General features: G+C 69.3%; 16 protein-coding genes. 9 read left to right on the forward strand and 7 right to left on the reverse strand.

All coding sequences use genetic code 11. From position 1 onward, the window contains the following. Positions 1–53 precede the first annotated feature (53 nt). Positions 54–491 (reverse strand): SRPBCC family protein, encoded by a 438-nt coding sequence (locus RJ03_RS19215; RefSeq protein WP_036504371.1) that lies wholly within the window; start codon positions 489–491, stop codon positions 54–56. Between the two features lie 102 nt (positions 492–593). On the opposite strand from RJ03_RS19215, the gene RJ03_RS19220 reads away from it, so the two are divergent. Then, positions 594–845 carry a mycoredoxin gene (locus tag RJ03_RS19220; RefSeq protein ID WP_269750196.1) on the forward strand — a complete coding sequence of 84 codons (252 nt, stop codon included), beginning with the start codon at positions 594–596 and terminating at the stop codon, positions 843–845. Between the two features lie 22 nt (positions 846–867). On the opposite strand, the gene nudC is transcribed toward RJ03_RS19220, so the two are convergent. Together nudC and RJ03_RS19230 are read right to left on the reverse strand one after the other, a co-directional pair. Further along, positions 868–1794 (reverse strand): NAD(+) diphosphatase, encoded by a 927-nt coding sequence (gene nudC / locus RJ03_RS19225; protein WP_036504375.1) that lies wholly within the window; start codon positions 1792–1794, stop codon positions 868–870. A 67-nt stretch (positions 1795–1861) separates the two neighbouring features. Next, positions 1862–2920, reverse strand: a complete 1059-nt coding sequence (locus RJ03_RS19230) for a potassium channel family protein (RefSeq protein ID WP_036504378.1) — start codon at positions 2918–2920, stop codon at positions 1862–1864. 239 nt (positions 2921–3159) lie between these two features. Between RJ03_RS19230 and RJ03_RS19235 the strand changes: the two genes are divergently transcribed. Then, positions 3160–3552 (forward strand): DoxX family protein, encoded by a 393-nt coding sequence (locus tag RJ03_RS19235; protein WP_036504380.1) that lies wholly within the window; start codon positions 3160–3162, stop codon positions 3550–3552. Between the two features lie 13 nt (positions 3553–3565). Here the strand turns inward: RJ03_RS19235 and RJ03_RS19240 are convergent, their stop codons facing one another. Further along, positions 3566–7297 (reverse strand): ATP-dependent helicase, encoded by a 3732-nt coding sequence (locus RJ03_RS19240; protein ID WP_083871107.1) that lies wholly within the window; start codon positions 7295–7297, stop codon positions 3566–3568. After that, the gene (locus RJ03_RS19245) at positions 7294–10743 is read right to left on the reverse strand and encodes an ATP-dependent helicase (protein ID WP_036504418.1); all 3450 of its coding nucleotides are present in this window, start codon (positions 10741–10743) and stop codon (positions 7294–7296) included. Before RJ03_RS19245 ends, RJ03_RS19240 begins: the two co-directional genes overlap by 4 nt. Before the next feature lie 351 nt (positions 10744–11094). Here RJ03_RS19245 and RJ03_RS19250 point away from each other — a divergent pair, with 351 nt between their 5' ends. The 5 genes from RJ03_RS19250 (at position 11095) to RJ03_RS19270 (ending at position 17187) form a co-directional block, all read left to right on the forward strand. Next, the gene (locus tag RJ03_RS19250) at positions 11095–11847 is read left to right on the forward strand and encodes an alpha/beta hydrolase (RefSeq protein WP_036504419.1); all 753 of its coding nucleotides are present in this window, start codon (positions 11095–11097) and stop codon (positions 11845–11847) included. Then, a complete protein-coding gene (locus tag RJ03_RS19255; protein ID WP_036504383.1) occupies positions 11847–12146 on the forward strand; it encodes an MGMT family protein in 300 nt (99 codons plus the stop codon). Before RJ03_RS19250 ends, RJ03_RS19255 begins: the two co-directional genes overlap by 1 nt. 58 nt (positions 12147–12204) lie before the next feature. After that, positions 12205–12942: a VOC family protein gene (locus tag RJ03_RS19260; RefSeq protein WP_036504385.1), complete on the forward strand. Its 738-nt coding sequence runs from the start codon at positions 12205–12207 to the stop codon at positions 12940–12942. 102 nt (positions 12943–13044) lie between these two features. Then, the gene (locus tag RJ03_RS19265; protein WP_036504387.1) at positions 13045–14778 is read left to right on the forward strand and encodes an NTP transferase domain-containing protein; all 1734 of its coding nucleotides are present in this window, start codon (positions 13045–13047) and stop codon (positions 14776–14778) included. A 111-nt stretch (positions 14779–14889) separates the two neighbouring features. Next, entirely contained in the window at positions 14890–17187 is a 2298-nt protein-coding gene (locus RJ03_RS19270; RefSeq protein ID WP_036504389.1) for an arylsulfatase, read from the forward strand. A gap of 9 nt (positions 17188–17196) precedes the next feature. Here RJ03_RS19270 and RJ03_RS19275 read toward each other — a convergent pair whose 3' ends face one another. Further along, entirely contained in the window at positions 17197–18354 is a 1158-nt protein-coding gene (locus RJ03_RS19275; protein WP_083871110.1) for an FG-GAP repeat domain-containing protein, read from the reverse strand. A 123-nt stretch (positions 18355–18477) separates the two neighbouring features. Further along, the gene (locus tag RJ03_RS19280) at positions 18478–18924 is read right to left on the reverse strand and encodes a hypothetical protein (RefSeq protein WP_036504392.1); all 447 of its coding nucleotides are present in this window, start codon (positions 18922–18924) and stop codon (positions 18478–18480) included. 323 nt (positions 18925–19247) lie between these two features. Here RJ03_RS19280 and RJ03_RS19285 point away from each other — a divergent pair, with 323 nt between their 5' ends. Together RJ03_RS19285 and narH are read left to right on the forward strand one after the other, a co-directional pair. Continuing rightward, positions 19248–23039 (forward strand): nitrate reductase subunit alpha, encoded by a 3792-nt coding sequence (locus RJ03_RS19285; RefSeq protein ID WP_083871112.1) that lies wholly within the window; start codon positions 19248–19250, stop codon positions 23037–23039. A gap of 1 nt (position 23040) precedes the next feature. After that, a complete protein-coding gene (narH, locus tag RJ03_RS19290) occupies positions 23041–24744 on the forward strand; it encodes a nitrate reductase subunit beta (RefSeq protein ID WP_036504396.1) in 1704 nt (567 codons plus the stop codon). The last annotated feature ends 21 nt before the right edge of the window (positions 24745–24765 follow it).

Raw genomic sequence — 24765 nt, forward strand, 5'->3', positions numbered from 1 at the left:
GTACTTGTTCATGATGTCCTCCTCGAACGATTCAGTGGGTGCCCGGAACCGATTCAGTGGGTGCCCGGAACGGCGCGGCGCGCCTCGGCCGTCTCGACCAGCGCCGCGAGGTCGCGATGGACGGAGTCGGCCAGTCCGCCGCCCATCAGTGCCGACCACAGCCGGCGCAACGGGCCGGTCATCGAGATGACCACCGTGACCTCGGTGCCCGCGGCCGTCCGCACCACGCGATGGACGAAGGTCAGCCGAGCGCCGAACAGACGCGAGACGTCGACGAACTCCTCATCGGTCAGCTTCTCGACCACGAACGCGACCTTCGGTCCACCTTTCGGCTTCAAGGTTCCGGTGGCGCCCTCGACGAAGGGGCCGTCCAGCCGGACCCACTCGGTGTCGGCGTTCCATTCCGGCCAGGCGGCCATATCGGCCCAGACCGCGAAGAAGTCGGCGGGCGCGGCGGTGGATACGGCGTGAGCTGCGGCGATCTGTGTCATGTATTTAGTATGCGCGCTTACTATCTGTTTGGCAAGCCCCCTCCGGCAGAGGTCACAACCAGCCGTGGGAACACGGAAAACCGATTCGATGTTCAATCAGGCGTGACTGCTACTGACCTGACCATGTACTCGACGACCTGGTGCGGATACTGCCGCCGCCTCAAGAAGCAACTCGACGAGGCGGGGATCACCTACACCGTCGTCGACATCGAACAGGACCCCGAAGCGGCCGAATTCGTCGGCAGCGTGAACGGCGGCAACCACGTGGTGCCGACCGTCAAGTACTCCGACGGATCCACTGCCACCAACCCGAGCCTCGCCCAGGTGAAGACCGCGCTCGCCGCGATCGGCTGACCGGCGGCGAGTCGCGGGCGAATCAGCCTGCCGCAGCCCAGGATTCGACGATGGTGCGGGCGATGGAGATGGAGCCCGGCAGCAGTAGCCGCTGCTGCTCGGCATTTCCGGTGTCGCCGGTGACCGAACCCCACGCACCCGCGGCCAGCGCCGTGCGCACCTCGTCGCGGGTGAACCAGTGGGCCTCGGCGATCTCGCCGTCGGAGAAGACCAGCGGCGCGTCGGGATCGGCGACCGCGGCGAACCCCAGCATGAGCGAACGCGGCAGCGGCCACGGCTGACTGCCGAGATAGCGGATATCGCGCACCGCGACACCGACCTCCTCGCGGACCTCGCGCTCGACGCAGCGTTCCAGCGACTCCCCCGCCTCCACGAAACCGGCCAGCAGCGAGAACATCTTCTCCGGCCAGTTCTGCTGACGGCCCAGCAGGACCCGGTCACCGCCGTCGTGCACCAGGCAGATGATGGCCGGGTCGATGCGCGGGAATTCCTCGTGCCCTGAAGCGTTGACGCGCGACCAGCCGGCATTCGACACCGTGGTCGGGCTGCCGTCGACGGCGCTGTAGCCGGCGCGGTCGTGCCAGTTCAGCAGCGCCAGTGCGGTGGACAGGATGCCGAGGATCACATCGTCGAGGTGCAGCGCGCTGCCCACCACCCGCAGGTCCATCAGTTGACCCTCGAGTTCGTTGTCGCGAACCGCCCAGATGTGCGCGCCGTCGACCACACCCAGCAGAACCGCCTCCGGCGCCGGCTCGGACGCGTAGTTCAGCGCCGCCTCCAGGACGAGCTGATCGCCGTCGATCCGGACCTGCCCCCGCCGGTTCATCCGCACCAGTTTGGCCTCGGCCCACCCTTGTTTCAGCGCCTGCTCGTCCGAGCGCAACGTCTCGGCCCGATCGAGGGCGGAACGCGACAGCAGGGGAAGACCATTCAGTTCGAATACCGACACGCTTCGAGCGTATCGCGCTGGTCGCGCGGGGCCGGAGGAGGAACCCCGCCGGGCGCCGCCGTCCGGACTATTTGTGCACGCGACGGATGTAGAGCAGTTTGTCGCCGGTTTCCAGGGCGTCCACCTCGGGCTCGTCGACCCGGATCAGTGTGCCCTCCCGGACCACGCCGAGCACGATATCGCGCAGATGCCGCGGCGAGCCGCCGACCTCGTCGGATTCCACGTCCCGCTCGGCGATCGCGAAACCGGCCTCGGGGGTGAGCAGGTCCTCGATCATGTCGACGACGCTGGGGGTGGTGGTCGCGATACCGAGCAGCCGGCCCGCCGTCTCCGAGGAGACCACGACCGAATCGGCACCGGATTGCCGCAACAGATGGGTGTTCTCGGCTTCCCGGATCGAGGCGACGATCTTGGCCTTGGCGTTGAGTTCCCGCGCGGTGAGCGTGACCAGCACCGCGGTGTCGTCGCGGTTCGCGGCGATGACCAGAGAGGCCGCGTGCTGAGCTCCGGCCAGCCGCAGCACATCCGATTGCGTCGCCGAGCCGTGCACCGTCACCAGCCCGGCGTTGGCCGCGGCCTCCAACACGGTCGCGTCGGTGTCGACCACCACGATCTCGGCCGGTTGCACCCCGTCGCCGAGCATGGCGTCGACCGCGGTCCGGCCCTTCGTGCCGTAACCGACGACCACGGTGTGATTACGCACCTTCTGCCTCCATCGCTGAATTTTGAACGCCTGTCGTGACCGCTCGGTGAGCACCTGCAGGGTGGTACCGACCAAGACGATCAGGAACAGCACGCGCAGCGGGGTGATGACGATCGTGTTGACCAGCCGCGCCTGCTCCGTGATCGGGGCGATGTCGCCGTAGCCGGTGGTCGACAGCGAGACCGTCGAGTAGTAGGCGGCGTCGAGCAGGGTCAGCTCCTCGCCGCGGTTGTCGTGATATCCCGCGCGGCCGAAATAGACGACCAATGTCGCCGCCACCAGCAGCAGCACCGCGAACGCGACCCGGCGGGTCAGCGAGACCCAGGGACTGGTCCGGATCTCCGGAATACGCAGAATGCCGACCAGCGCGTAATCGGGGCGTTCCGTCAGACGGCCCAGACCTCGTGAGCTGTCACCGAACACGGCATCCCCCGGACATGTCGTTGCTCACCTGTGCCACAGATCGGCAGCGTACCGGCCGGATGCCGACTCCACGGACTGGGCACGCGAGTGGGAACTGCCCGGCGTGGGTGGGCAGGAGCGGAGGCGGCAGCGCGAGAGCGTGAGTGCGCGGGGGCGGGTGCGGCAGCGTAGCGTCACCACGGAGCGACCCCACTCGCGGCGGAGAGAGCGCGGCGGCCGGGGCCAAGAAAGGACACAGCATGAGTGACGCCGGTCGGGCCTCGCAGCGGCGAGCGGTGCTGATGAGTACCGCGCTGTTCGGCATGGGCGCCCTGCATTTCGTGGCGCCCAAGCCCTTCGATTCGATCGTGCCGCCCGCTCTCCCGGGCCGGGCCCGGACCTACACCTACGCGTCGGGTGTGGCCGAAATCGGTGTGGCGGCCGCCCTGGCGGCTCCGCGTACCAGGCGACTCGGCGGCCGGCTGGCGGCGCTGTTGTTCCTGGCGGTCTTCCCGGCCAACATCCAGTTCGCCGCCGATTCGGTGCGAAATCCGAAGGCGGCCAAGGCGATCAAGTGGGTGTCGGTGCTGCGGTTGCCGTTCCAGGTGCCGATGATCACCCAGGCCCTGCGTATCAGCCGCGACGCCGCCTGAGCGGCAACGACTTTCACCCGGGCGGGTAGTCCGGGTCGAAATCGGCGTCGGACACCGGGTCGGGCGGCAGCTCGTCGCCGTACTCCTCGTCGGGCGGAGGGTCCTCGGCGAGTTCCGGACCGGACCGTTCCCGCGGGTCGGCGGGCGGCGCCCAGGCGGGCGCGACCTCAGCGATGAGATCGGCCAGCTCGGCCGGCCCCGGCAGTTCGGCGGGCGCGACCGTCCGGCCGCTGCGGACGTAATGGAAGGCGGCGCCGACCTTGTCGAGTACGAGCTCTTCGGCTTCCCCGGTCTGCGCGGCCATCATGCGGGCCCAGGCGACCCGGTAGACGGCCAGCTGCATCGCGACCGAGCGTTCTTCCGCGCGTGACGGTTCGGCGCCGGTCTTCCAGTCCACGACCAGCCAGCGGCCGCCGGGTTCGCTGAACACCGCGTCCATGCGGCCGCGAATGAGGGTGCCGCCGATGCTGGTCTCGAATCCCACTTCGACGTCGATGGGGTTGCGGTCGGCCCAGGGCGAGGCCAGAAACGCCTCCTGCAATCGGATGAGGTCGGCGTCGCCCGCGCCGCTGTCGGCCGCGCCGGGCAGTTCGTCGAAATCGAGCAACCCGACCGCGCCGAACCAGCGCTGCAACCAGGCGTGAAAGGCGGTGCCGCGCCGGGCCAGCGGGCTCGGCGGGTACGGCAGCGGCCGCCGCAGCCGTGCCGCGAGCTTGGCCGGATCGGCCCGCATATCCACCAGCGCGGTGGCGGGCAGCTGCGCGGGCAACTCCACTTCGTGGATGCCCTCGACCGTCGCGAAATGCTCGGTGAGCAGGGCGTCCACATCGTCGGCCCAGCCTTCGGGATCCGGATCGTGCTCGGGTACCGCGCCGTCCTCCGATCCGTTGCCGGATGCCGTGCCGTCCGTGCCGGGGGTCGCCGGGTCGTGCGTCAGGTCGGCGAACAAATCCAGCTGGCGCGGGGATTCGAGTTCGCTCGTGGCGTCGTGGGTTCGGCGCGAGGGAACCGGGGGGATCTCGGCCCGGGCAGGAGCGGTTCGGCCGTTCGCCGGCTGTGTGCGATGCTCGCGAGGTTCGGGCGGAAGGTGTGCGAGCGCGGTGCGGACCAGGGCCGCACCCGCTTCGACCGCTTGCCGCCGCACGCCGAGCGGGTCGCGCGGCCAGTCGGCCACGGCGGGATTGTCGGTGAAGGGATTGGGTGCGTCGGGAGGTGGGGGGTCGGCCCAGAGGTCGACGCGCACGGTGCCGTGTCCGGGGGACTCCGGATGTTCGGTCCACCGTTTCAGTTCGAGCAGGAAATCCGAGGGCCCCTTCGGCGTGGAACCGGTCTCGGCCCAGTGGTGGGCCGAAACGAACAGTGCGCGTTCGGTTCTGGTGAGCGCGACGTAGAACAGGCGGCGTTCCTCGTCGAGGCGGCGGCGGGCCAGCGCCTCCTTGTGCTGTTTGATCGCCCGTTCCAGATCCGTGCGGTCGTACAATTCGGTGAGGTCGAGGACCGGAACCCCGTCGCGCACGGGCGCGGAATCCGGTGTGTCGCCGTCGTTGTCGCGTTGCCGGTCGCCACGCAGCGAGGTGGGGAGTTCGGCGAGTGCGCCGAGCCAGGTCGCGGCGGCGTTCCCGGAGGGAAACAGGCCGCGCGCTACGTGCGGTACGGCCACGACCTCCCATTCCAGCCCCTTGGCCGCGTGCACGGTGAGCACCTGCACGCGGTCGTGCGCCACCTCGACTTCGCCCGGCTCCAAGCCGTTCTCGACCTCTTCGGCGGCGGCGAGGAAGCTCAGCAGGCCGGGCAGGGTGGCACGGTGGTCACCGGCATATCCCGCGACCACGTCGGCGAAGGCGTCCAGATGTTCGCGCCCCGCACCGGCGCCCGCGGCCGTGCGGCGGGTCTGGGTTTCCACCCCGACCCCGATCGTGCGTTCCACATCGGCGACCAGTTCGGGCAGCGACTGCCCGCTGCGTTCACGCAGCGCCGCCAGCTCCCGCCCCAGTGTGACGATGCGCGCGTAGCCGAGCTCCGAATAGCGTTGCGCCGGACCGGGGTCGGCGATCGCATCCGCGATGCCGGCTTGTTCGGCGGGTTCGGGTGCCGCGGCCCGCAGCGCATCCGACAGCCCCGCGGCGTCGGTGATCGGTTCCGCGCGGCCCGGCGTCCCGGCGATCGACAGCTCCCGCGCCCGCGCCGACAACGCCTTCAGATCGCTCACGCCCAACCGCCAGCGCGCGCCGGTGAGGATGCGCATCGCGGCACTGCCTGCCGCCGGATCGGCGATCAACCGCAGGGTGGCGACGATATCGGCCACTTCCGGGGTGGCGAGCAGACCGCCCAGGCCGACGATCTCCACCGGCAGCCCCCGGGCGCGCAACGCCTCGGCCAGCGGCGCGGCGTCGGCGTTGCGGCGCACCAGGACCGCGGAGGTCGGGGGCGGCTGTCCGGCGTCGGCACACTGCTCCCATTCCGCCGCGATCCGCTCGGCCACCCATTGTCGTTCGCCGGCAACGGTTTCGGTGAGAGCCAGCGCGACGGTTCCGGCGGTGGCCTGGGGCCGGGGGCGCAGCGCGTCGACACTGACCCCGCCCTCGGCGCCGCGGAGTGGTTCGGCGACCAGATTCGCCAGATCCAGCGCCTCCGGCGGATTGCGCCAGCTCGTCAGCAGTGGCAACACCGGCGCGGCGACATTCGGGGCGGCCGGGAAATCGGTGGTGAAGCGGGGCAGGTTGGCCGCCGACGCACCGCGCCAGCCGTAGATGGACTGCATCGGATCGCCGACCGCGGTCACCGCCGGGCGGGTGGCGAAATCCGTCTCCGGCGCCTCGCCGCCGATGCCGACCGCGCCGCGGTCACCGAACAGTGCCGCGAGCAGAATGCGCTGGGCGTGCCCGGTGTCCTGATATTCGTCCAGCAGCACCAGGCGAAACCGCTCGCATTCCGCCGCCCCGACCTCGGCGTGCGTGGCGGCCAGCCGCGCGGCCAGCGACATCTGCGAGCCGAAATCCAGTGCGCCCCTGCGTCGTAACTCCTCGCCGAGCCGCGCGACCAGCGGCAGCAGCGCCACCCGGTCCTGCTGGGCTTTGACGATCCCGCGCAGCTCCTGATTCGGGCCGCCGCGCTGGCGCGGACCGGGAGGCAGCGTTTCCACCAGCCGTTCCAGCTCCCGATGCGCCACCGCCAACTGCTCCGGTTCCACCAGATGTTCGGCGAGTTGACCGGACAGCGCGAGCACCGCCTCGGTGACCGATACCGGGGTGCGCTCGGTATCGAGATCGCCGTCCCAGCCGGTGACCACGCGATGCGCGAGCTGCCACAGCTGGGTTTCGGTGAGCAGGGTGGCCGAGGGCTCCACGGGCAGCAGCAGACCGTGTTCGGACAGCAGCCGCCCGGCGTAGGAGTGGTAGGTGCTGATCTCCGGCTCGGATCCGACCAGGGTCGCGCGCAGCCGCCCGGTGCTGTCGATCTCGCGCAGCAGCGGCGATCCGGCCAGCCGCGCCAGGCGGGTGCGAATGCGAGTCGTCAACTGCTGCGCGGCTTTTCGGGTGAACGTCAGCCCCAGCACCGCATCCGGTGCCACCAGCCGATTGGCGACCATCCAGACCACCCGCGCGGCCATCGTCTCGGTCTTGCCCGCGCCCGCACCGGCCACCACGAGGGTCGGGCCGAGCGGTGCGGCGATGACGGCGGACTGTTCGTCGGTGGGTGGCGGCAGGCCCAGTGCCTGCGCCAACTGCTCCGGCGTGATCGTCATCGATCCGTCACCTGGCGGCCCGTGTCCTGCACGGGGCAACTGCCGGCGACCTGGCAGTGCCGGCAGCCGTCGTTGCGCATGGCCAGGAAGCCGGGCCCGCGGGTGGCTGCCGCCGCATCGTGAATGGCCTTGCGCCACTGGGCGATACCGTCGGAATCGAGCGCGGTCTGCAACCGCTCGGTGGCGCCGTCGCGGCTCGGTTTGGCCACGTAGACGAGTCGGGCGCCGCCCGGTTCGATCCGGTCGCCGTCCACCTCCGCCGAGAACCCGCCCGCCCCGGCGGCCACCTGGTAGGTCGCCAGCTGGGCGTGATCCTGCGCGGCCTGTTTGGAGATCGGGGTCTTGCCGGTCTTGACGTCGACGATGACGAAACGGCCCAGCGCGTCACGCTCCACCCGGTCGACGCGGCCGCGGATCCGCACCGGCACCTCGTCCGGGTCGCGGGCCGGCAGAACGCAGTCCACCGGCACCTCGACACCGACCTCGGCCAGCTCGGCCCGGGTGTTGCGCAACCAGGCGAGGAAGGTGTCGACCATCGATTCGGTCCGGCGCAGCTCCAGCCGGGAGTGCCAGCTGTGCGGGCCGTCCTCCCCGGAACTCGGGTCGACGGCCTTCCATGCCTTGACCAGCGCCGCCTTCACCTGTTCCTCGGTCACTCGCCCGGCCAGCGCCTGGACCAGCGTGTGCACGAGATTGCCCTTGACGGCATGCGGATTGTCCCCGTCGCTGCCGCCGTGACGTTCCAGCGCCCAGCGCAGCGGACAGGTCTGCAACAGCTCGACCGTCGACGGCGACAACGCGACCGGCCCGTCACCGTCGTCCCACAGCGCCAGTTCCGAACTGGGGTCCGCGATGCCGTACCACTCGTCCGGATGGGCGCCGCGCACACCGGCCGCGGCCAGACGGGCCAATTGGGTGGCGGCCCGGTCCCGGCGGGCGGGATCGGCGCCGTCGTCACAGACCACGCCGCGCAATTCGGCGATCAGGGCCTGCGCGACCAGTGCGCGCCCCGGATCGACCGGCGGCGGAATACGTCCCGGCTCCCCCGGTTCCGCCTCCGGATCGAGTTCGGCCAGAAATCGGGACGGCACCAGATCGCGGTCACCGGTGACGGATTCGACCGCGGTCACCAGCAGGCTGTGCCGGGCCCGGCTGCACGCCAGCAGCAGCAACCGGCGCTCCTCGGCGAGGATCGGCGCGGCCCGGCTGACCTGTTCCCCCGGATCGGCCACGCCCCCGATGAGGTCGACCAGTTCCTCGATGCCGAGCAGGGTCCCGCGCGGACGTAGGTTGGGCCAGATCCCCTCCTGCACTCCGGCGACGGCCACCACATCCCATTCCCGGCCGGCCGCGGCGTGCGCGCTGACGATCGCCACCGCGTCACCGGGTTCGGTCAGCGGAGCCGAATCCTGGTTGATCTCCTGCTGTTCCAGATATTCGACGAATCCCTCGACGGATGCGCCGGGCAGCCGGTCGACGTAGGCGGCGGCGGCATCGAACAGACCGACGGCGGCATCCAGGTCGCGGTCGGCCTGCACCGCACCGGCGCCACCGCGCTCGGACTGCGCCACCCAGCGTTTCTCCAGCCGCGAGGCGGTCCACAACGCCCACAACGCGTCCTCGACCCCGGCCCCGCGCCGCAGCGCCCGCCGCGCCCGGTCGACCGCCCGCAGTACCCGCACCAGCGGCGCCACCTCGACCTCGGTGAGCCGATCGAGCAGGGTGCGATCACCGACTCCGGTGATGAGGTCGCGCAGTACGACCGCCGAGGACCGGTCGAGCTCGGAATAGGGGGCGAGGGCCTCCGGCGACTCCTCGACTGTCGATGAACCGCGCGCCGGCTCGCCGTCGGCGCCCGGCTCCGCATCGTCGGGGCCGCCAACCCTCGACTCCGTCCGGGGATACCCGCGCTCGATCAGCGCGCGGCGAACGCCGCGGCGCAGTCGTCGCAGACTGATCTGATCGGCTCCACCCAGCGGCCCGAGTAGCAGATCGAGCGCATCGTCCTCGGAGAACATCTCCGGGCGACCGCGTTCGACCACGAGCAGGGCGCGCAGCGACTGCAGCATCCACGCCGCGCCGCGCCGCCGGGCCAGCGGGGTGTCCGGTTTCGGTTGCAGCACCGGCACTCCCGCGGCGGTGAGCGCGCGGCGCAGCGGGCCCAGCGACAGCGGCACCGAGCGCACGACGACCGCCATCCGCGACCACGGCACCTCCGCGGTGAGATGCGCCCGCCGCAGGTGGTCGGCGATCAGCGCCGCCTCCTTGGCCGGGGTGGTGAGAACCCGCACCAGCGCCTGCCCGTCGACGGCGGGATCGCCGAGGAGATGGGGTCCGCCGGTCCGCACGTCGAAGCGGTGTTCGATGCGGCCCGGCATGCGGGCGGCGATCCGGGCGACCGCAGCGTGCACCGCCGGGGCGCAGCGATGATCGTCGTGCAGGACGATCCGGCGTTCGGGTGGGGCATCGGGTTCGGTGACGAAACGGGTATCCGCACCCCGGAAACTGAAGACCGCCTGATCCGGGTCGCCGGCCACGACCGTGGTCGCCGGGCCGGATCCGATCGCGCGAATCAGTTGTGCGGCAAGCGGATCCACATGCTGGGCGTCGTCGACCAGGAGGGTGCGGATGCGTTCACGCTCGGCGGCGAGCAGTTCCTCGTCCTCGATCAGCACGTCCAGTGCGGCGCCGACCAGTTCGGCTGCGTCGAGAGCGGGGGCGCTGGCCTCGGGGGCTTGCACGCCGACCGACCAGCGCAACAGCATCGACTGTTCGTAGCGCTGCGCGAACGATCCGGCCGCCTCCCATTCCTCGCGTTCGTGCAGGCGCCCCAGTTCGATCAGATCCTCGGGCCCCAGATCGCGCTCGGTGGCGCGCAACATCAGGTCGCGCAGTTGCTCGGCGAAACCGTTGGTGCCGAGCGCGGCGTGCAGGCGCGGTGGCCACAGCACCTCGGCACCGGACGACATGTCGGCGAGTTCGCCCCGCAACATCTCGCGCAGCACCACGTCCTGCTCGGCGCCGGTCAGCAGCCGCGGCGGCGGATTGCCGCGGGCGGCCGCGTGCGTGCGCAGGATCGCGAAGGCGTAGGAGTGCACCGTGCGCACCATCGGCTCACGTCCGGCGCCCGGCACCCCGCCGAGTTCGGGTGCGAGCGCGGTCAACTGCCGGGTGAGGGCGTTGCGAACCCGCAGGGCGGCCTGTTTGGAATGGGTGAGTACCAGCACCGAATCCGGATCGGCGCCCGCGACGATGCGATCGGCGGCGAGATCGGTGAGCAGCGCGGTTTTCCCGGTGCCGGGGCCGCCCAGCACCTGCCAGGGTCGCCAGCCCGGGTCCGCGCCCGACCCACCCGCGAACAGCGTTCGGACATCGGCACCCCATTCGCGTAACCGGGGTGCGGTCTCACTGCGGCGCACCAGTCGCACCGAGCTATCCGATCGCATCACACGCGCTATTTCAACAGACACCCCCGACAGGATCGAATTCCGTGACAGCAAACGAACCCCGCGCATCCGATGTGTCCGTGTTGTGATCGGCGCCACGCCTGCCCGGGCGATTTTCACGAATTCGCGCCGATCTCCGACTGCGGTCGATAATGCCTGGTAGAGAGCTTGCACGCCGCACCGCACCGCACCGCGCCGGGGCCGCTGCGAATATCGGGCCGAAAATCCCACCGCCGCAGTCGTTCCCCGGCGGTTCACCGGCGCGGCCAGCGCCCGGCAATCCCCGTGCCCGATTCTCGCGAACGCAACGCACCGCTCGCACCGCCGCGGCGCCGACGGCACAATGATCGGGTGTCCGACGCCCCTATTCATCGATTCGGCCCCGCCGACGGCCCGCTCGTCCTCGCCCTGCACGGCCTGACCGGGCACGGGCGGCGGTGGAGCGCGCTGGCCGAGGGCCACTTGCCCGAGGTGCGCGTCGTCGCTCCCGACCTGCGCGGCCACGGGCGGGCGAGCTCGCTACCACCGTGGACCTTCGAGCAGATCGTCGACGATCTGGTTCCGCTGCTCACCGAACCGGCGGTCGTCGTGGCGCATTCGTTCGGAGCGGCCGTCGCCGTCCATCTGTCCCGCCACCGCCCCGATCTGGTCCGCGCACTGGTGCTGCTCGATCCCGCGATCGGCCTCGATCCGGTTCTGCTTCACGACATCGCCGAGGCGGGGCTGGCACGACCGGACTACGCCGACGTCGCCGAGGCGCGTCACGACAAACTCGAGACGGCCTGGGCCGATGTGGACCCCGAACTCCTCGACGCCGAACTCGCCGAACATCTGGTCGATGCTCCCGAGGGCCGGGTCACCTGGCGGATGAGCCTGCCCGCCGTCACGTCCTACTGGAGTCAGCTGGCGCGCGAGCTGATCCTGCCGCCGCCGCACATTCCGACCGTGCTGGTCCGCGCCGGTAAATCCCCGTTCGTCACCCCCGCGACCGTCGAGGCGTTCGCCACGCTGCCGGATTTCACGCTGCGCGAATTCGACTGCGATCACATGGTCGCCCAGGCGCGGCCCGCCGAGACCGCGGCCGTCATCCGGTCGGTGCTCTGATGCCCACGACGGACGCCGAGATCGAGCGGGTGCGGGAACTGGTCGCGGCCATCCCGCCCGGCCGGGTCGCCACCTACGGCGATATCGCGGCGGCGGCCGGACTGTCGACGCCGCGAACCGTCGGCTGGATCATGCGCACCGACTCCGCCGATCTGCCCTGGCATCGGGTGCTACGCGCCGACGGCACCCCGGCGAGCCATCTGGCCCACCGCCAGTTGCGCAGGCTGGCCGAGGAGGGCTGCCCGATCCGCGGCGACCGCGTGGACCTGGCCGCCGCCCGCCACAGATTCGCCCACTGACGGCATCGCCGATATCCGAATTCGCCCATTACTCCGGTTCGGCGGTTACCGTGGAGGAATGACCACCCGTCTGGCGTGCGTGGTGTTCGATGCGATCCGGCCACGGAACGTGGCGCGGTTCTGGGCGGAGTTGCTCGACTGGCAGATCACCGTGGACCGTCCGCACGCGGTCGAGGTGGCTGCTTCCGATCCGGATGCCGCCGATGTGTCGTTGATGTTCGTGCCGACGGCCGGACCCAAGTCCGGGAAGAACCGCATCCATCTCGATGTGGTGGGTCGTTCGCTGGATCATCAACGCGTACAGGTGGATCGGGCGCTGGCGCTGGGCGCGCGGCCGATCGATATCGGGCAGGGCGCGGTGCCCTGGACGGTGCTCGCCGACCCCGAGGGCAACGAATTCTGCGTCCTCGAACCGCGCGAGGAATATGTGGATACCGGCGCGGTCGCCGCGATCGTCGTCGACACTCCGCATCCCACCCGGCTGGCCCGGTTCTGGGAGACCGCCGCGGGCTGGCCGCTGACCCACGACGAATCGCGAATGGCCGGCATCCGCTCGGCCACCGGTCAGGGTCCGTGGCTGGAATTCCTGCGCACCCAGGTCGCGGCCCGCGAATGCGATCGCGTCCACCTCGATGTCGTCACCTATTCCACCGGCGATCCCGCGGACGAGGTCGCCCGGCTCACCGCAGCCGGTGCCGTCCCCTGCCAGGGCGCCGCGGTGCACCCACCGGCCCAGGCGATGCTGACCGATCCGGAGACGAACCGCTTCCGGTTGTTGCGTGCGCCCTGCGATTGACGCGGTCGCGAGCGGACGACGGGCGTGCGCCCGTCGTGCCGTTCGCCGTCCGATGTGGGCGGTTTACCATCGGTCCATGATCAACCTCCCGGGTGAGCCGCTGTGACCACTGTCGACGCGATCGTGCTGGCCGGTGGGCGGGCGACCCGGATGGGCGGGGTGGACAAACCCGCGATCGCGGTCGGCGGGCGGGCGATGCTCACCGTGGCGCTGGACGCGGTCGCCGACTGTGTGCGCACGGTGGTGGTCGGCCCGCATCGGCCCGAACTGGCGCCCGAGATCCGGCAGGTGCAGGAGGTGCCGGCCGGAGCGGGCCCGGTCGCGGCCGTCGCCTGCGCGGTCCGCGCCCTCGAGGAATGTGATTTCCCGGCCGATCTGGTCGTGGTCCTGGCCGCCGACCTGCCCTTTCTCACCGCCGCCGTGATCGGCGAATTGATCGGGCACGCAACGACTTCCGATGCCGATGCGGTATTCGCGACCGACGAATCCGGCCGTCCGCAATATCTGGTCGGGGTGTGGCGGCGGACGGCGCTGCTGTCGGCCCTGCGGCAGCTGGATTCGGTGACCAATCAGCCGATGAAGGCGCTGGTCCCGGTCGACACCCTGATGGTGACGCTGCCCGGTATCACCGATTGCGACACCCCGGAACAGGTGCGCGCGGCCCAGGCCGCCGCCCCGGCGTTGCCCTTGGCGCAGGCACGCGAGCTGCTGCGCACCGCCATCACCCGGCTGCCGGTGCACGAGGCCCGGCCGGCAGCGGTGCGGGGTGCGGCGTTGGCGGCCCCGCTGCGCGCCGCCTCGGCGCTGCCCCGCTTCGACGTGTCGGCGATGGACGGTTACGCGGTGTCCGGCGAGGAACCGTGGCGCCTGCGCCACGATGTGGGCTTCGCGGGTGGTGAGCGACCGGTGGGCCTGCTCGCCGGTGAGGCGGTCCGCATCGCCACCGGCGCTCACGTCCCGGAGGGCACCGACACCGTGGTGCGCGACGAATTCGTCCGGCTCGACGACGGGCTGCTGCGACGGCTACCCGAGGCGCCGATCCGCGACGATGTGCGCCACCGCGGCGAGGATTGGCACAGCGGCGATATCGTCGCCGCCGAGGGCACCCCCGTCAACGCGGCACTGATCTCCGTCGCGACCGCCGCCGAGGTGGTCACCGCGCAGGTCCGCGGACCCGTGCGGGCACGAATCGTGATGACCGGCGACGAAATTCGCAGTGCAGGTCCGCTGCACAGCGGCCAGACCCGCGATTCGGTCGGCCCCGTCTTCCCGGAGTTGTTGTCCTGGTACGGAATCGAATCGTCGGACCGGGTGCATCTGCGCGACACGCCCAACGGCTTCGACGATGTGCTCTCCGATACGACCGACGACCACCTGCTGGTCGTGGTCGGCGCGACCGGTGGCGGCGCGGCCGACCAACTGCGCGGTGCACTGGATCGGGCCGGGGCGCGAATTCTGGTGCACCGTTTGCGGATGCGACCGGGCGGCTCCACGGTGGTCGCCGAATTGCCCAGCGGCCCTGTGGTGCTCGGGCTTCCGGGTAATCCCTACGCGGCGGTCGCGACGCTGTGGGCGCTGGCCCCGGCCATCGTCTCCGGTCTCACCGGCCGCATACCGGCACGGGTGCGGACCGGACCGCTCCTGAACGCCGGCGACGTCTCCGGTCCGGTGCCGCGCATCCTGCCCGCGCGGGCGGCCGAGGCGGGCGGCTGGGTCGCCGACGGCCATATCCGTACCGCACATCTGGCCGGGCTGCTCGACCGCGACGGTCTGGTCGTCGTCCCCGCCGGCGCCGTCGACGGCGAGCCGGTCGAATATCTGCCCCTGCCGGGCTGACGCCGCGCGAACCGGGGAATTCCGCCGACCAACTGTCCCCGGCCGGCACCGGTTGCGCGCACAGTGCGCCGAACCCTGGTGGCAGCACGCCGGGGCGGGTTCCCTGGTCGTATGCCAGTGCCCGAGTATGCCCGCGGATACGACGCCTTCACCGGCGAGATCGGCCGTACCACCGCCGATTCCTCCCCGGCGTGGGACTATCCGCCGAGTGCGCCCGCGGGAGCGCCGAACATCATCGTGGTTCTGGTAGACGATATGGGCTACAGCGATATCGGCCCGTTCGGCTCCGAAATCGAGACGCCGACCTTGAACCGGCTGGCCGAGCGCGGCGTCCGGCTCACCAACTACCACACCACCCCGCTGTGTTCGCCCTCGCGCGCGGCCCTGCTGACCGGCCTCAATTCCCATCGCGCCGGATTCGGCTTCGTCGCCAACGCCGATCCCGGCTACCCGGGCCTGCGCCTGGAACTCGCCGACGATGTGCTGACCCTGCCGGAGATATTGCGCGCCGGCGGCTACGCCACCTATGCGGTCGGCAAATGGCACCTCGTGCGCGACGCCACGATGAACCCTGCGGCACACCGTGATTCGTGGCCGACACAGCGCGGATTCGATCGGTACTACGGTTCGCTGGAGGGTTTCAACTCGTTCTTCTACCCGAACCAGATCGTCTCCGACTCCTCCGTGGTGGATATCGAGCAGTACCCGGAGGACTACTACGTCACCGACGATCTGACCGACAAGGCGATCACCTACCTGAAGGATCTGCGCGCCCACGACGCGGACAAGCCGTTCTTCCTCTATTTCGCCCACGTCGCCATGCACGGCCCGCTGCAGGCCAAGGACGTCGATCTGGCGAAATATCGCGGGCGATACGCACAGGGCTGGGACGCGGTGCGACAGAGCCGATTCGCCTCCCAGCTGGCCCAGGGACTCTTCGCGCCGGGAACCGAACAGCAACCGCGCAACACCGAACCGGGTTACGAAGCGCAGGAATGGGATTCGCTGAGCGCCGAGCAGCAGCGCCGCTTCGCCCGGTACATGGAGGTGTACGCCGCGATGGTCGACAGCATCGACCAGAGCCTCGGGCGAGTCCTCGACACCGTCGAGCAGTTCGGCGAACTGGACAACACGATCGTGGTGTTCACCTCCGACAACGGCGGCACCGCCGAGGGCGGGCCGGTCGGCACCCGCAGCTATCTGGCCGAATTCGCGCACGTCGACGATCCGGACTGGGTGGGCGATGTCCCGCACGACGAGGATCTGATCGGCACCGCCCGTCTCGGCGTGCACTATCCGCGGGGCTGGGGGCAAGCGTCGAACACGCCCTTCCGGTTCTACAAGGGACAGACCTTCGCCGGTGGGGTGCGGGTGCCGTTCATCATCTCCTGGCCGAAGGGACTGCCGGACAACACGATTCGTGACGAATATGTGTACGTCACCGACTTGGCGCCGACCCTGCTGGAGCTGTCCGGAGTCTCGCGCCCCTCGGTGCGAAACGGCCTGCCGGCCAAGGATTTCGACGGCGTTTCGGCGGCGGAGGTGCTGCGGGATCTCGATGCCCGCTCCCGGCATGTCGAGCAGTATTCGGAAATGACCGGCCATCGCGGCTTCTACCGGGACGGCTGGAAACTGCTCGCGTTGCACGAGCCGGGCGGCGAGGTGGACGCGCCGAACTGGCAGCTGTTCGACGTGCGGACCGATCCCACCGAATTGCACGATGTCGCCACCGAATTTCCCGGCAAGGTGCGTGAACTGGCCGCGGCGTGGGACGAGGCGGCCTGGCGTAATACCGTCTTCCCGCTGCTGACCCGCCGGGATCTGGCGCGTCGGCGCCCCGAGGAAGCCCGGCTGTCCGAGCCCTTGCGCATCCTGCCCGGGACGCCGACGCTCGAGCGGTATCGCTCGCAACGCCTCATCGCCTACCGCGATTTCGCCGTCACCGCCGAACTCGCGGGCTACCACGCCGGTGACGAAGGGGTACTCGTCGCCCACGGCGACCCGCAGGGAGGTTATCTGCTCTACATCGAGAACGGCCGAATCGTGTTCGGTTTCAACTCGTTCGGCCGGTATACCGAGGTGTCTGCGCTCATCGCCTCCGGTGCGCGGGAGGTCACCCTGGCCGCGACGGTACGGCCGCGCCTGCGCTGGGACTTCGCCCTCTCCGTCGACGGCACCTCCGTCGCCGCCCTCCCCGACCAGGTCCAGCTCGTCGGCATGGCCCCCTGGACCGGTATCTCGGTCGGCGTGGACGCCCGCGGCCCTGTCGCCTGGGACCTGCGACAGCGCCGCGGCGCGTTCCGCTACACCGGGTCACTGCGCGCCGTCACCTACACCCCGGGGCCGCTACAGGTACCGGAGCAGGTGGTGCGGGCGGTGGAGTCGGAGGCAGAACTCGTGGCCGAATAGGGGCCCGAGTTATGCCGGATAGTCCACGGCCGGCCCGAAAGTGCCGTCCCCGTTGCCGTCTCGCACTGTGATGTTGCCTGTGAGGGTGTTGCCGATGACCACGTCGAGTTTCCCGTCACCGTTGAAGTCGGCGAGCGCCGGAGTGGACAGCGGGACCAGACCGCCGGAGGGGTAGACGGCTGCCGGCGGGTCGAAGGTGCCGTCGCCGTGGCCGTGCAGGACGGCGATGCTCGAGGTGCCGCCGTTGGCTACGACGAGATCGGGTTTGCCGTCACCGTCTACGTCGGCGACGTCGAAGCACTGCGGCAGCAGTCCACCGGTCGGGTAGGCGACGGCCGGCGAGAACGTGCCGTCGCCCCGGTTCGTGAGGACCGAGACGGTCGCGTCGACGAGGTTGGAGAACAAGATGTCCGGTTTGCCGTCACCGGTGACATCGCGCGCCATCCCGTACCACGCGGTCGATGCCCCCGAATCGAAAGTGACCGGCGCGGCGAAGGTTCCGTCCCCGTGGCCTCGGTAGATCTGGATCGTGCTGTTGACGTAGTTGCCGCGCAGCAGGTCGAGATTGCCGTCACCGTCGAAATCGGCGACATCGGCCGAACCGGATCCGACACCACCGGCGCTGGATATCGTCACCGCGGGCGAGAAGGTGCCGTCGCCGTGGCCGCGCAGCAGCGACCACGACGGCGCTTGGTTCGAGGTGGCGAGATCAAGGTTTCCGTCGTGATCGAAATCGGCGGCGACCAAGGCGCCCGGCGCGAAGTCGGTGGCGTAGTTGACCGCGGGCGCGAAGGTGCCGTCGCCACGGCCCAGCAGGATGGAGACGTCGCTCGAGGCGAAGTTCGTGACGGCCAGATCCACTGTGCCGTCGTGGTCGAGGTCCGTGATGGCGACGTAGTCGGCTTGGCCGCCGGTGGCGTAGTGCACGGCCGGCCGCAAGCCACCTCCCGGCTTGCCCAGGAAGACCGATACACCCCCGCCGAGAAGGTAATCACTGAAGACGACATCCGGCACACCGTCAGCGTTGATATCGGCGATCGCCGGTACCGCCGGTCCCATCAGATTGGGCGGTACCGGATCCGCTTGCGCCACAGTGCCTGCGACCACCGCGTGAGCGGCGAGTGCCAGCGGCGCGAGAACGCTGACAACGGAAATAGAGCGCGACATCGGTTCTCCTGTTGTTGGATTCGGGGGCAGCCTATGGTCTTCCCGCCCTTGGCGGCATCGCTCCGGCTACCCTCGATCTCCTTCGACGAGAACCTGATCGGCATCGCTCGTCGCGGCGGAGAGCTACTCCGCGCGCACGTATCGAGCCGCTGCCGCGACCGCGTCCATATCGATGACCACACCTGGATTCGCCTGCTGGACTTCGAGCATCTCCAACGCCACGTCGATCACCGTCGTCCGGCGGGCCGAGGTGATCAGCTCCTGCCGGATGTAGGCGCTCAGGGGCATTCCGGCGGCGCCCGCGCGACGCGCGAGAACGCTCCAGGTGTGCGCCGGAAGGTCGTAGTCACGGATCACGGCCATGGCGGCGGCGTCGATGCCGGAATCGTGACGGCCGGGACGCTCGGCATCCAGAAATTCCACGACCGCGTCCAGTGGAACGCGCCAACCAGCGAGCTCGATCAGTTCGCCGCGAATATGGGCGTTCATGGAGAGACCGGCTGCGCGCGCCCGGCGCCGTAGGACGTCGGCCGTCGGGGTGGGCAGGTCATCGGTCGGAATCATCGCCATCGTGACACCGTAGCCACGTGGCCGGGCGGGCGGTGCGATATTCGGCGTCGCGCGGATGTGTTAACAAATGTAAAACGCCCGCGAAGCGCCGGTTTCCAAAGCATCACCGAGCGCGTGGACGGCGGCTCTGCGTCGACGGCCCGGCACCGTGGGAATCGGTATCGCCGCAGGTCGGACCGGAATCACCCCGCGCGATCGGCAATTGCCCAGTGACCGGCACGTTTCCCCCACCTCACAGCTCACCTGTGGCTCGCGCGCGGTGTGAGCGGATCGTTTTGCCGCCCCCGCGAGCGTCCTTACTCTCGGACTGGTCAGCCCGGTTCATGTGTCTCGATGGGGGCGTTGTGGTCATATCGCACAAAAAGGGTTCGGCCCCCTCATCAGAGTCGAACGGCGTAACCGAGTCGGCGGCCGATGCCTTGCTGAAGGTGGGCCGCTACTTCCAGCGCGGGGAGGTGTCGGGTGATCTTCGCACCGTGCACAAGGTCGGCGGGCGCGAGGCCGACGAGTTCTACCGCGACCGCTGGGCCCACGACAAGGTGGTCCGGTCCACGCACGGCGTCAACTGCACCGGCTCCTGCTCCTGGAAGATCTACGTCTCCGACGGCGTGATCACCTGGGAGTCCCAGCAGACCGACTATCCCTCGGTCGGCGCCGACAAACCGGAGTACGAGCCGCGCGGCTGCCCGCGCGGGGCCTCGTTCTCCTGGTACACGTATTCCCCTGCGCGCGTGCGTTATCCGTATGTGCGCGGAGTCCTGCTCGAGATGTACCGCGAGGCGAAGGCCCGGTTGAAGGATCCGGTGCTGGCCTGGGAATCCATCGTCGAGGACCCCGAGCAGGCCAAGACCTACAAATCCGCGCGCGGCAAGGGCGGATTCGTGCGCGCGGAATGGTGGGAGGCCGCCGAAATCGCCGCCGCGGCACACGTTTACACCATCAAGCAGTACGGGCCGGACCGCATCGCGGGTTTCTCACCGATCCCCGCGATGTCGATGGTCTCGCATGCGGTCGGCGCCCGGTTCATCTCCCTGCTCGGTGGTTCGATGCTGTCGTTCTACGACTGGTACGCCGACCTGCCGGTCGCCTCGCCGCAGGTGTTCGGCGACCAGACCGACGTCCCGGAATCCGCGGACTGGTTCGACGCCGGCTATCTGATCATGTGGGGTTCGAACGTCCCGGTCACCCGCACCCCGGACGCGCACTACATGACCGAGGCCCGCTATCGCGGCCAGAAGGTGGTGGTGGTCTCCCCCGACTACGCCGACAACACCAAATTCGCCGACGAATGGGTCCCCGCCCGCCCGGGCACCGACGCCGCGCTGGCGATGGCGATGGGCCATGTGGTGCTGCGCGAATTCTTCGTCGACCGGTCCACCGCGCGATTCGACGACTACATCAAGCGCTACACCGATCTGCCGTTCCTGATCACGCTGGACGAGCGCGAGGGCGGCTGGAACGGCGAGGGCGAATATCGCGGCCACACCTGGCTGCCCGGTAAGTTCCTCACCGCCGCCGACCTCGCCGCCGCGGGCCTCCCCGGTTTCGACGTGGACAACGCCGAGCACAAGACCGTTCTCCTGGACGGCGACGGAAATCCCCTGGTGCCCAACGGCACCCTCGGCGACCGGTTCTCCGGATCCGGCGCCGGGCGATGGAATCTGGACCTCGGCGACGTCGATCCGCTGATGACTCTGTACGGCCGCACCGACGATGCTGCGGCCGTACAGTTCCCCCGCTTCGACGGCGAGACCGGCACGGTCACCCGTTCGGTGCCGACCACCGTCGTCGCCGGACGCCGCGTCACGACCGTCTTCGACCTGCTGCTCGCGCAATACGGCGTCGGGCGCCCGGAACTGCCGGGCGACTGGCCCACCGGCTACGACGACCCGAGTGCGCCGTACACTCCCGCCTGGCAGGAGTCGATCACGGGAGTACCTGCGGCACAGGCCATTCGGATCGCCCGCGAGTTCGCCGACAACGCCGATCGCTCCGGCGGCCGGTCGATGATCCTCATGGGCGCCGGGACCAATCACTGGTTCCACTCCGATCAGATCTATCGCGCCTTCTTCACCCTGACGCTGCTCACCGGATGCCAGGGCGTCAACGGCGGCGGCTGGGCGCACTACGTGGGCCAGGAGAAGTGCCGCCCGGTCACCGGGTGGTCGACCCTGGCATTCGGCCTGGACTGGCAGCGCTCGCCGCGGCAGATGCAGGGCACGGTGTTCTGGTATCTGACCAACGACCAGTGGCGCTACGACCCCTTCACCTCCGAATCCTTCGCCTCCCCACTGGGTTCCGGCGCGTTCGCGGGGCGCACGGCCGCCGACAATATCGCGCTGGCCTCGCGGCTGGGCTGGATGCCGACGTATCCGACGTTCGACCGCAATCCGCTGGATCTGGTCGAAGCCGCCGAGGCCGCGGGCCAGACGCCGCAGGACTATGTGGTCGGCAACCTGAAATCCGGTGATCTCGAGTTCGCCTGCGAGGATCCCGACGCGCCCCGGAACTTCCCCCGCGTGCTCACCGTGTGGCGGGCCAATCTGCTCGGCTCCTCGGGTAAGGGCAACGAATATTTCCACCGGCATCTGCTCGGCGCGGATTCCAATCTGCAGGCCGACGATTCGGCCGGGGTGCCACCGCAGGAAGTGCGCCGGCCGGAACAGGCGCCGACCGGAAAACTGGATCTGCTGGTGTCGCTGGATTTCCGGATGACCTCGACGACACTGTTCTCCGATATCGTCCTGCCCGCCGCCACCTGGTACGAGAAACACGACCTGTCCTCGACGGATATGCATCCGTTCGTGCACGCCTTCTCCCCCGCGATCTCCCCGCCGTGGGAGGCGAAAACCGATTTCGAGGCCTTCCACCGCATAGCGCGCGGCTTCTCCTGGCTGGCCGAGAAACATCTCGGCGTCCGCAGGGATCTGGTCGCCGTTCCGCTGCAACACGATTCGGCCGACGCGCTGGCGCAGGCGCGTGGGCGGGTGCTGGACTGGAAAGCCGGTGAATGCGAACCCGTTCCGGGCCGGACCATGCCGAAACTCGTTGTCGTGGAGCGGGACTACCCGAAGCTTGCCGAGAAGATGGCGGCGCTGGGCCCGCTGATCGAAACGCTCGGGGTCACCACCAAGGGCGTCACGACCGTCCCCGACGCCGAGGTCGAGTATCTGCGCGGAGTCAACGGCACCGTGGTCTCCGGCGTCGCGCAGGGCCGCCCGTCACTGGCCAAGGACGTGCACGCGGCGGAGGCCGTCCTGGCGCTGTCCGGCACCACCAACGGCCGGTTGGCGGTGGAGGGCTTCCACGCGCTGGAGCGCCGCACCGGCACCCGGCTGGCGGATCTGGCGGCCGAGCACGAAGGCAAGCGGATCACCTTCGCCGATACGCAGGCCAGGCCGGTGCCGGTGATCACGTCACCGGAATGGTCCGGATCCGAAACCGGCGGGCGGCGGTACTCCCCGTTCACCATCAACACCGAACGGCTCAAGCCCTGGCATACGCTCACCGGACGCCAGCACTTCTATCTCGATCACGACTGGATGATCGAACTGGGCGAACAACTTCCGATCTTCCGGCCACCGCTCGACATGTCGGTGCTGTTCCGCGAACCCGGCGTCGGGGCGGTCGGCGAGCGAGGCGTCACCGTCCGCTACCTCACTCCGCATTCGAAGTGGTCCATCCACTCCGCGTATCAGGACAATCTGCATATGCTCACCCTCTCGCGGGGCGGGCAGGCGATCTGGATGTCGGACCGCGACGCGGCGAAAATCGGTGTGGCCGACAATGATTGGATCGAGGCGGTCAACCGCAACGGTGTGGTCGTCGCCCGGGCGATCGTCAGCCATCGTATGCCCGAGGGCACCGTCTTCATGTATCACGCCCAGGACCGCGCGGTCGACGTACCGCGCATCGAGGGCACCCCGGACATGCGGGCGGGCCGAGGCAAACGGGGCGGCATCCACAACGCGCTCACCCGGATCATGATCAAGCCCACGCATCTGATCGGCGGATACGCCCAGCAGTCGTTCGCCCTGAACTACCACGGGCCCACCGGAAATCAGCGTGACGAGGTCACCACGATCCGGAGACGCTCACAGGAAGTGGAGTACTGATATGCGTGTCATGGCACAGCTGGCCATGGTGATGAACCTGGACAAGTGCATCGGCTGTCACACCTGCAGCGTCACCTGCAAACAGGCCTGGACCAACCGGGGCGGCACCGAGTACGTCTGGTTCAACAATGTGGAAACCCGGCCGGGACAGGGATATCCGCGGCAGTACCAGGATCAGGAGAAGTGGAAGGGCGGCTGGACGCTGGACCGCCGCGGCCGCCTCACCCTGAAGTCCGGCTCGCGCATGAAGCGGCTGCTCAACATCTTCGCCAATCCGGATCTGCCGACGGTGTCGGACTACTACGACCCCTGGAGCTACGACTACGACACGCTCCTGTCGGCGCCGGCCATGGACACCACCCCGGTGGCACGGCCCAAATCGCTGATCACCGGCGAGGATACGAAGGTCACCTGGGGCGCGAACTGGGACGACGACCTCGGCTCCGGGCCGGAACAGGTCGGCCGGGATCCGTTGCTGGCGCGGCTGTCGGACCAGGTCAAACTCGAGTTCGAGCAGACCTTCATGTTCTATCTGCCGCGCATCTGCGAACACTGCCTGAACCCGTCCTGCGGCGCCTCCTGTCCCTCGGGGGCGATCTACAAGCGTGCCGAGGACGGCATCGTGCTGGTCGACCAGGACAAATGCCGCGGCTGGCGGCAGTGCATCACCGGCTGCCCGTACAAGAAGATCTACTTCAACCACAAGACCGGCAAGGCCGAGAAATGCACGTTCTGCTATCCGCGCGTGGAGGTCGGTATCCCGACCGTCTGCTCGGAGACGTGTGTGGGGCGGCTGCGCTACATCGGCGTCATGCTCTACGACGCCGACGCGGTCCTCGAGGCGGCCTCGGTGACCGATCCGGAGCAGTTGTATCCGTCGCAGCTGGGCGTATTCCTCAATCCGCACGATCCGCGGGTGATCGCCGAGGCCGAACGCGCCGGAATCTCGCCGGAATGGATTGCCGCGGCGCAGGATTCGCCGGTCTACAAGCTGATCGTCGACTACAAGATCGCGTTGCCGTTGCATCCGGAATACCGGACCATGCCGATGGTCTGGTACGTGCCGCCGCTGTCGCCGGTGGTGGATGTGCTGGCCGAGACCGGGCACGACGGTGAGGATGCCGGAAATCTGTTCGGCGCCATCGATTCGCTGCGCATTCCGGTGGAATATCTGGCGGAGTTGTTCACCGCCGGGGATATCGGGCCCGTGCGCGCGGCATTGCAGCGGCTGGCCGGGATGCGGTCGTTCATGCGCTCGATCAACCTCGGCCAGGAACCCGATCTGGCGATTCCCGGCGCGGTGGGCCTGGAACCGGAGGAGATCGAGGCGATGTACCGGCTGCTGGCCATCGCCAAATACGAACACCGGTACGTGATTCCGTCGGGCGCGACCTCCCGGGCGCACGAACTGGATTCGCTGGCGACGGGGTGCAGTCTGGACGGCGACGGCGGGCCGGGGATGACGGCCTTCGATGTGACGTCGGAGAAGTTCGCGCTCGTCGACGCCAATTCGGCTGCGCCGGAGCAGAAGTCGTCGCGGATCAACCTGCTGAACTGGGACGGCGGGTCGACCGAGGGCCTGGTGCCGGAACGCAACGGCAACGGTGCCGCCGACGGGCATCCGGCGACGAACGGACATGAGAACGGTCCCGCACACGACGTAGTAGACGACACGCTGCCCGAACCGAGCGGAGCGAGCCGATGAGGATGTGCCACCGCCCCGGTT

The sequence above is a fragment of the Nocardia aobensis NBRC 100429 genome (genome assembly GCF_000308375.1).
GTDB classification, from domain to species: Bacteria; Actinomycetota; Actinomycetes; order Mycobacteriales; family Mycobacteriaceae; genus Nocardia; species Nocardia aobensis.

Excerpts from the sequence above, each read along its gene's own strand:
- RJ03_RS19240 (WP_083871107.1), bottom strand. The coding sequence starts at position 7,297 with ATGACGATCACGCCGGAGCAGTTGGCGCAGGCACTGGGCCTGCCGCCA.
- RJ03_RS19270 (WP_036504389.1), top strand. The coding sequence starts at position 14,890 with ATGCCAGTGCCCGAGTATGCCCGCGGATACGACGCCTTCACCGGCGAG.
- RJ03_RS19260 (WP_036504385.1), top strand. The coding sequence starts at position 12,205 with ATGACCACCCGTCTGGCGTGCGTGGTGTTCGATGCGATCCGGCCACGG.
- RJ03_RS19275 (WP_083871110.1), bottom strand. The coding sequence starts at position 18,354 with ATGTCGCGCTCTATTTCCGTTGTCAGCGTTCTCGCGCCGCTGGCACTC.
- RJ03_RS19245 (WP_036504418.1), bottom strand. The coding sequence starts at position 10,743 with ATGCGATCGGATAGCTCGGTGCGACTGGTGCGCCGCAGTGAGACCGCA.
- RJ03_RS19255 (WP_036504383.1), top strand. The coding sequence starts at position 11,847 with ATGCCCACGACGGACGCCGAGATCGAGCGGGTGCGGGAACTGGTCGCG.
- RJ03_RS19280 (WP_036504392.1), bottom strand. The coding sequence starts at position 18,924 with ATGGCGATGATTCCGACCGATGACCTGCCCACCCCGACGGCCGACGTC.
- RJ03_RS19285 (WP_083871112.1), top strand. The coding sequence starts at position 19,248 with ATGTGTCTCGATGGGGGCGTTGTGGTCATATCGCACAAAAAGGGTTCG.
- RJ03_RS19235 (WP_036504380.1), top strand. The coding sequence starts at position 3,160 with ATGAGTGACGCCGGTCGGGCCTCGCAGCGGCGAGCGGTGCTGATGAGT.
- narH (WP_036504396.1), top strand. The coding sequence starts at position 23,041 with ATGCGTGTCATGGCACAGCTGGCCATGGTGATGAACCTGGACAAGTGC.
- RJ03_RS19215 (WP_036504371.1), bottom strand. The coding sequence starts at position 491 with ATGACACAGATCGCCGCAGCTCACGCCGTATCCACCGCCGCGCCCGCC.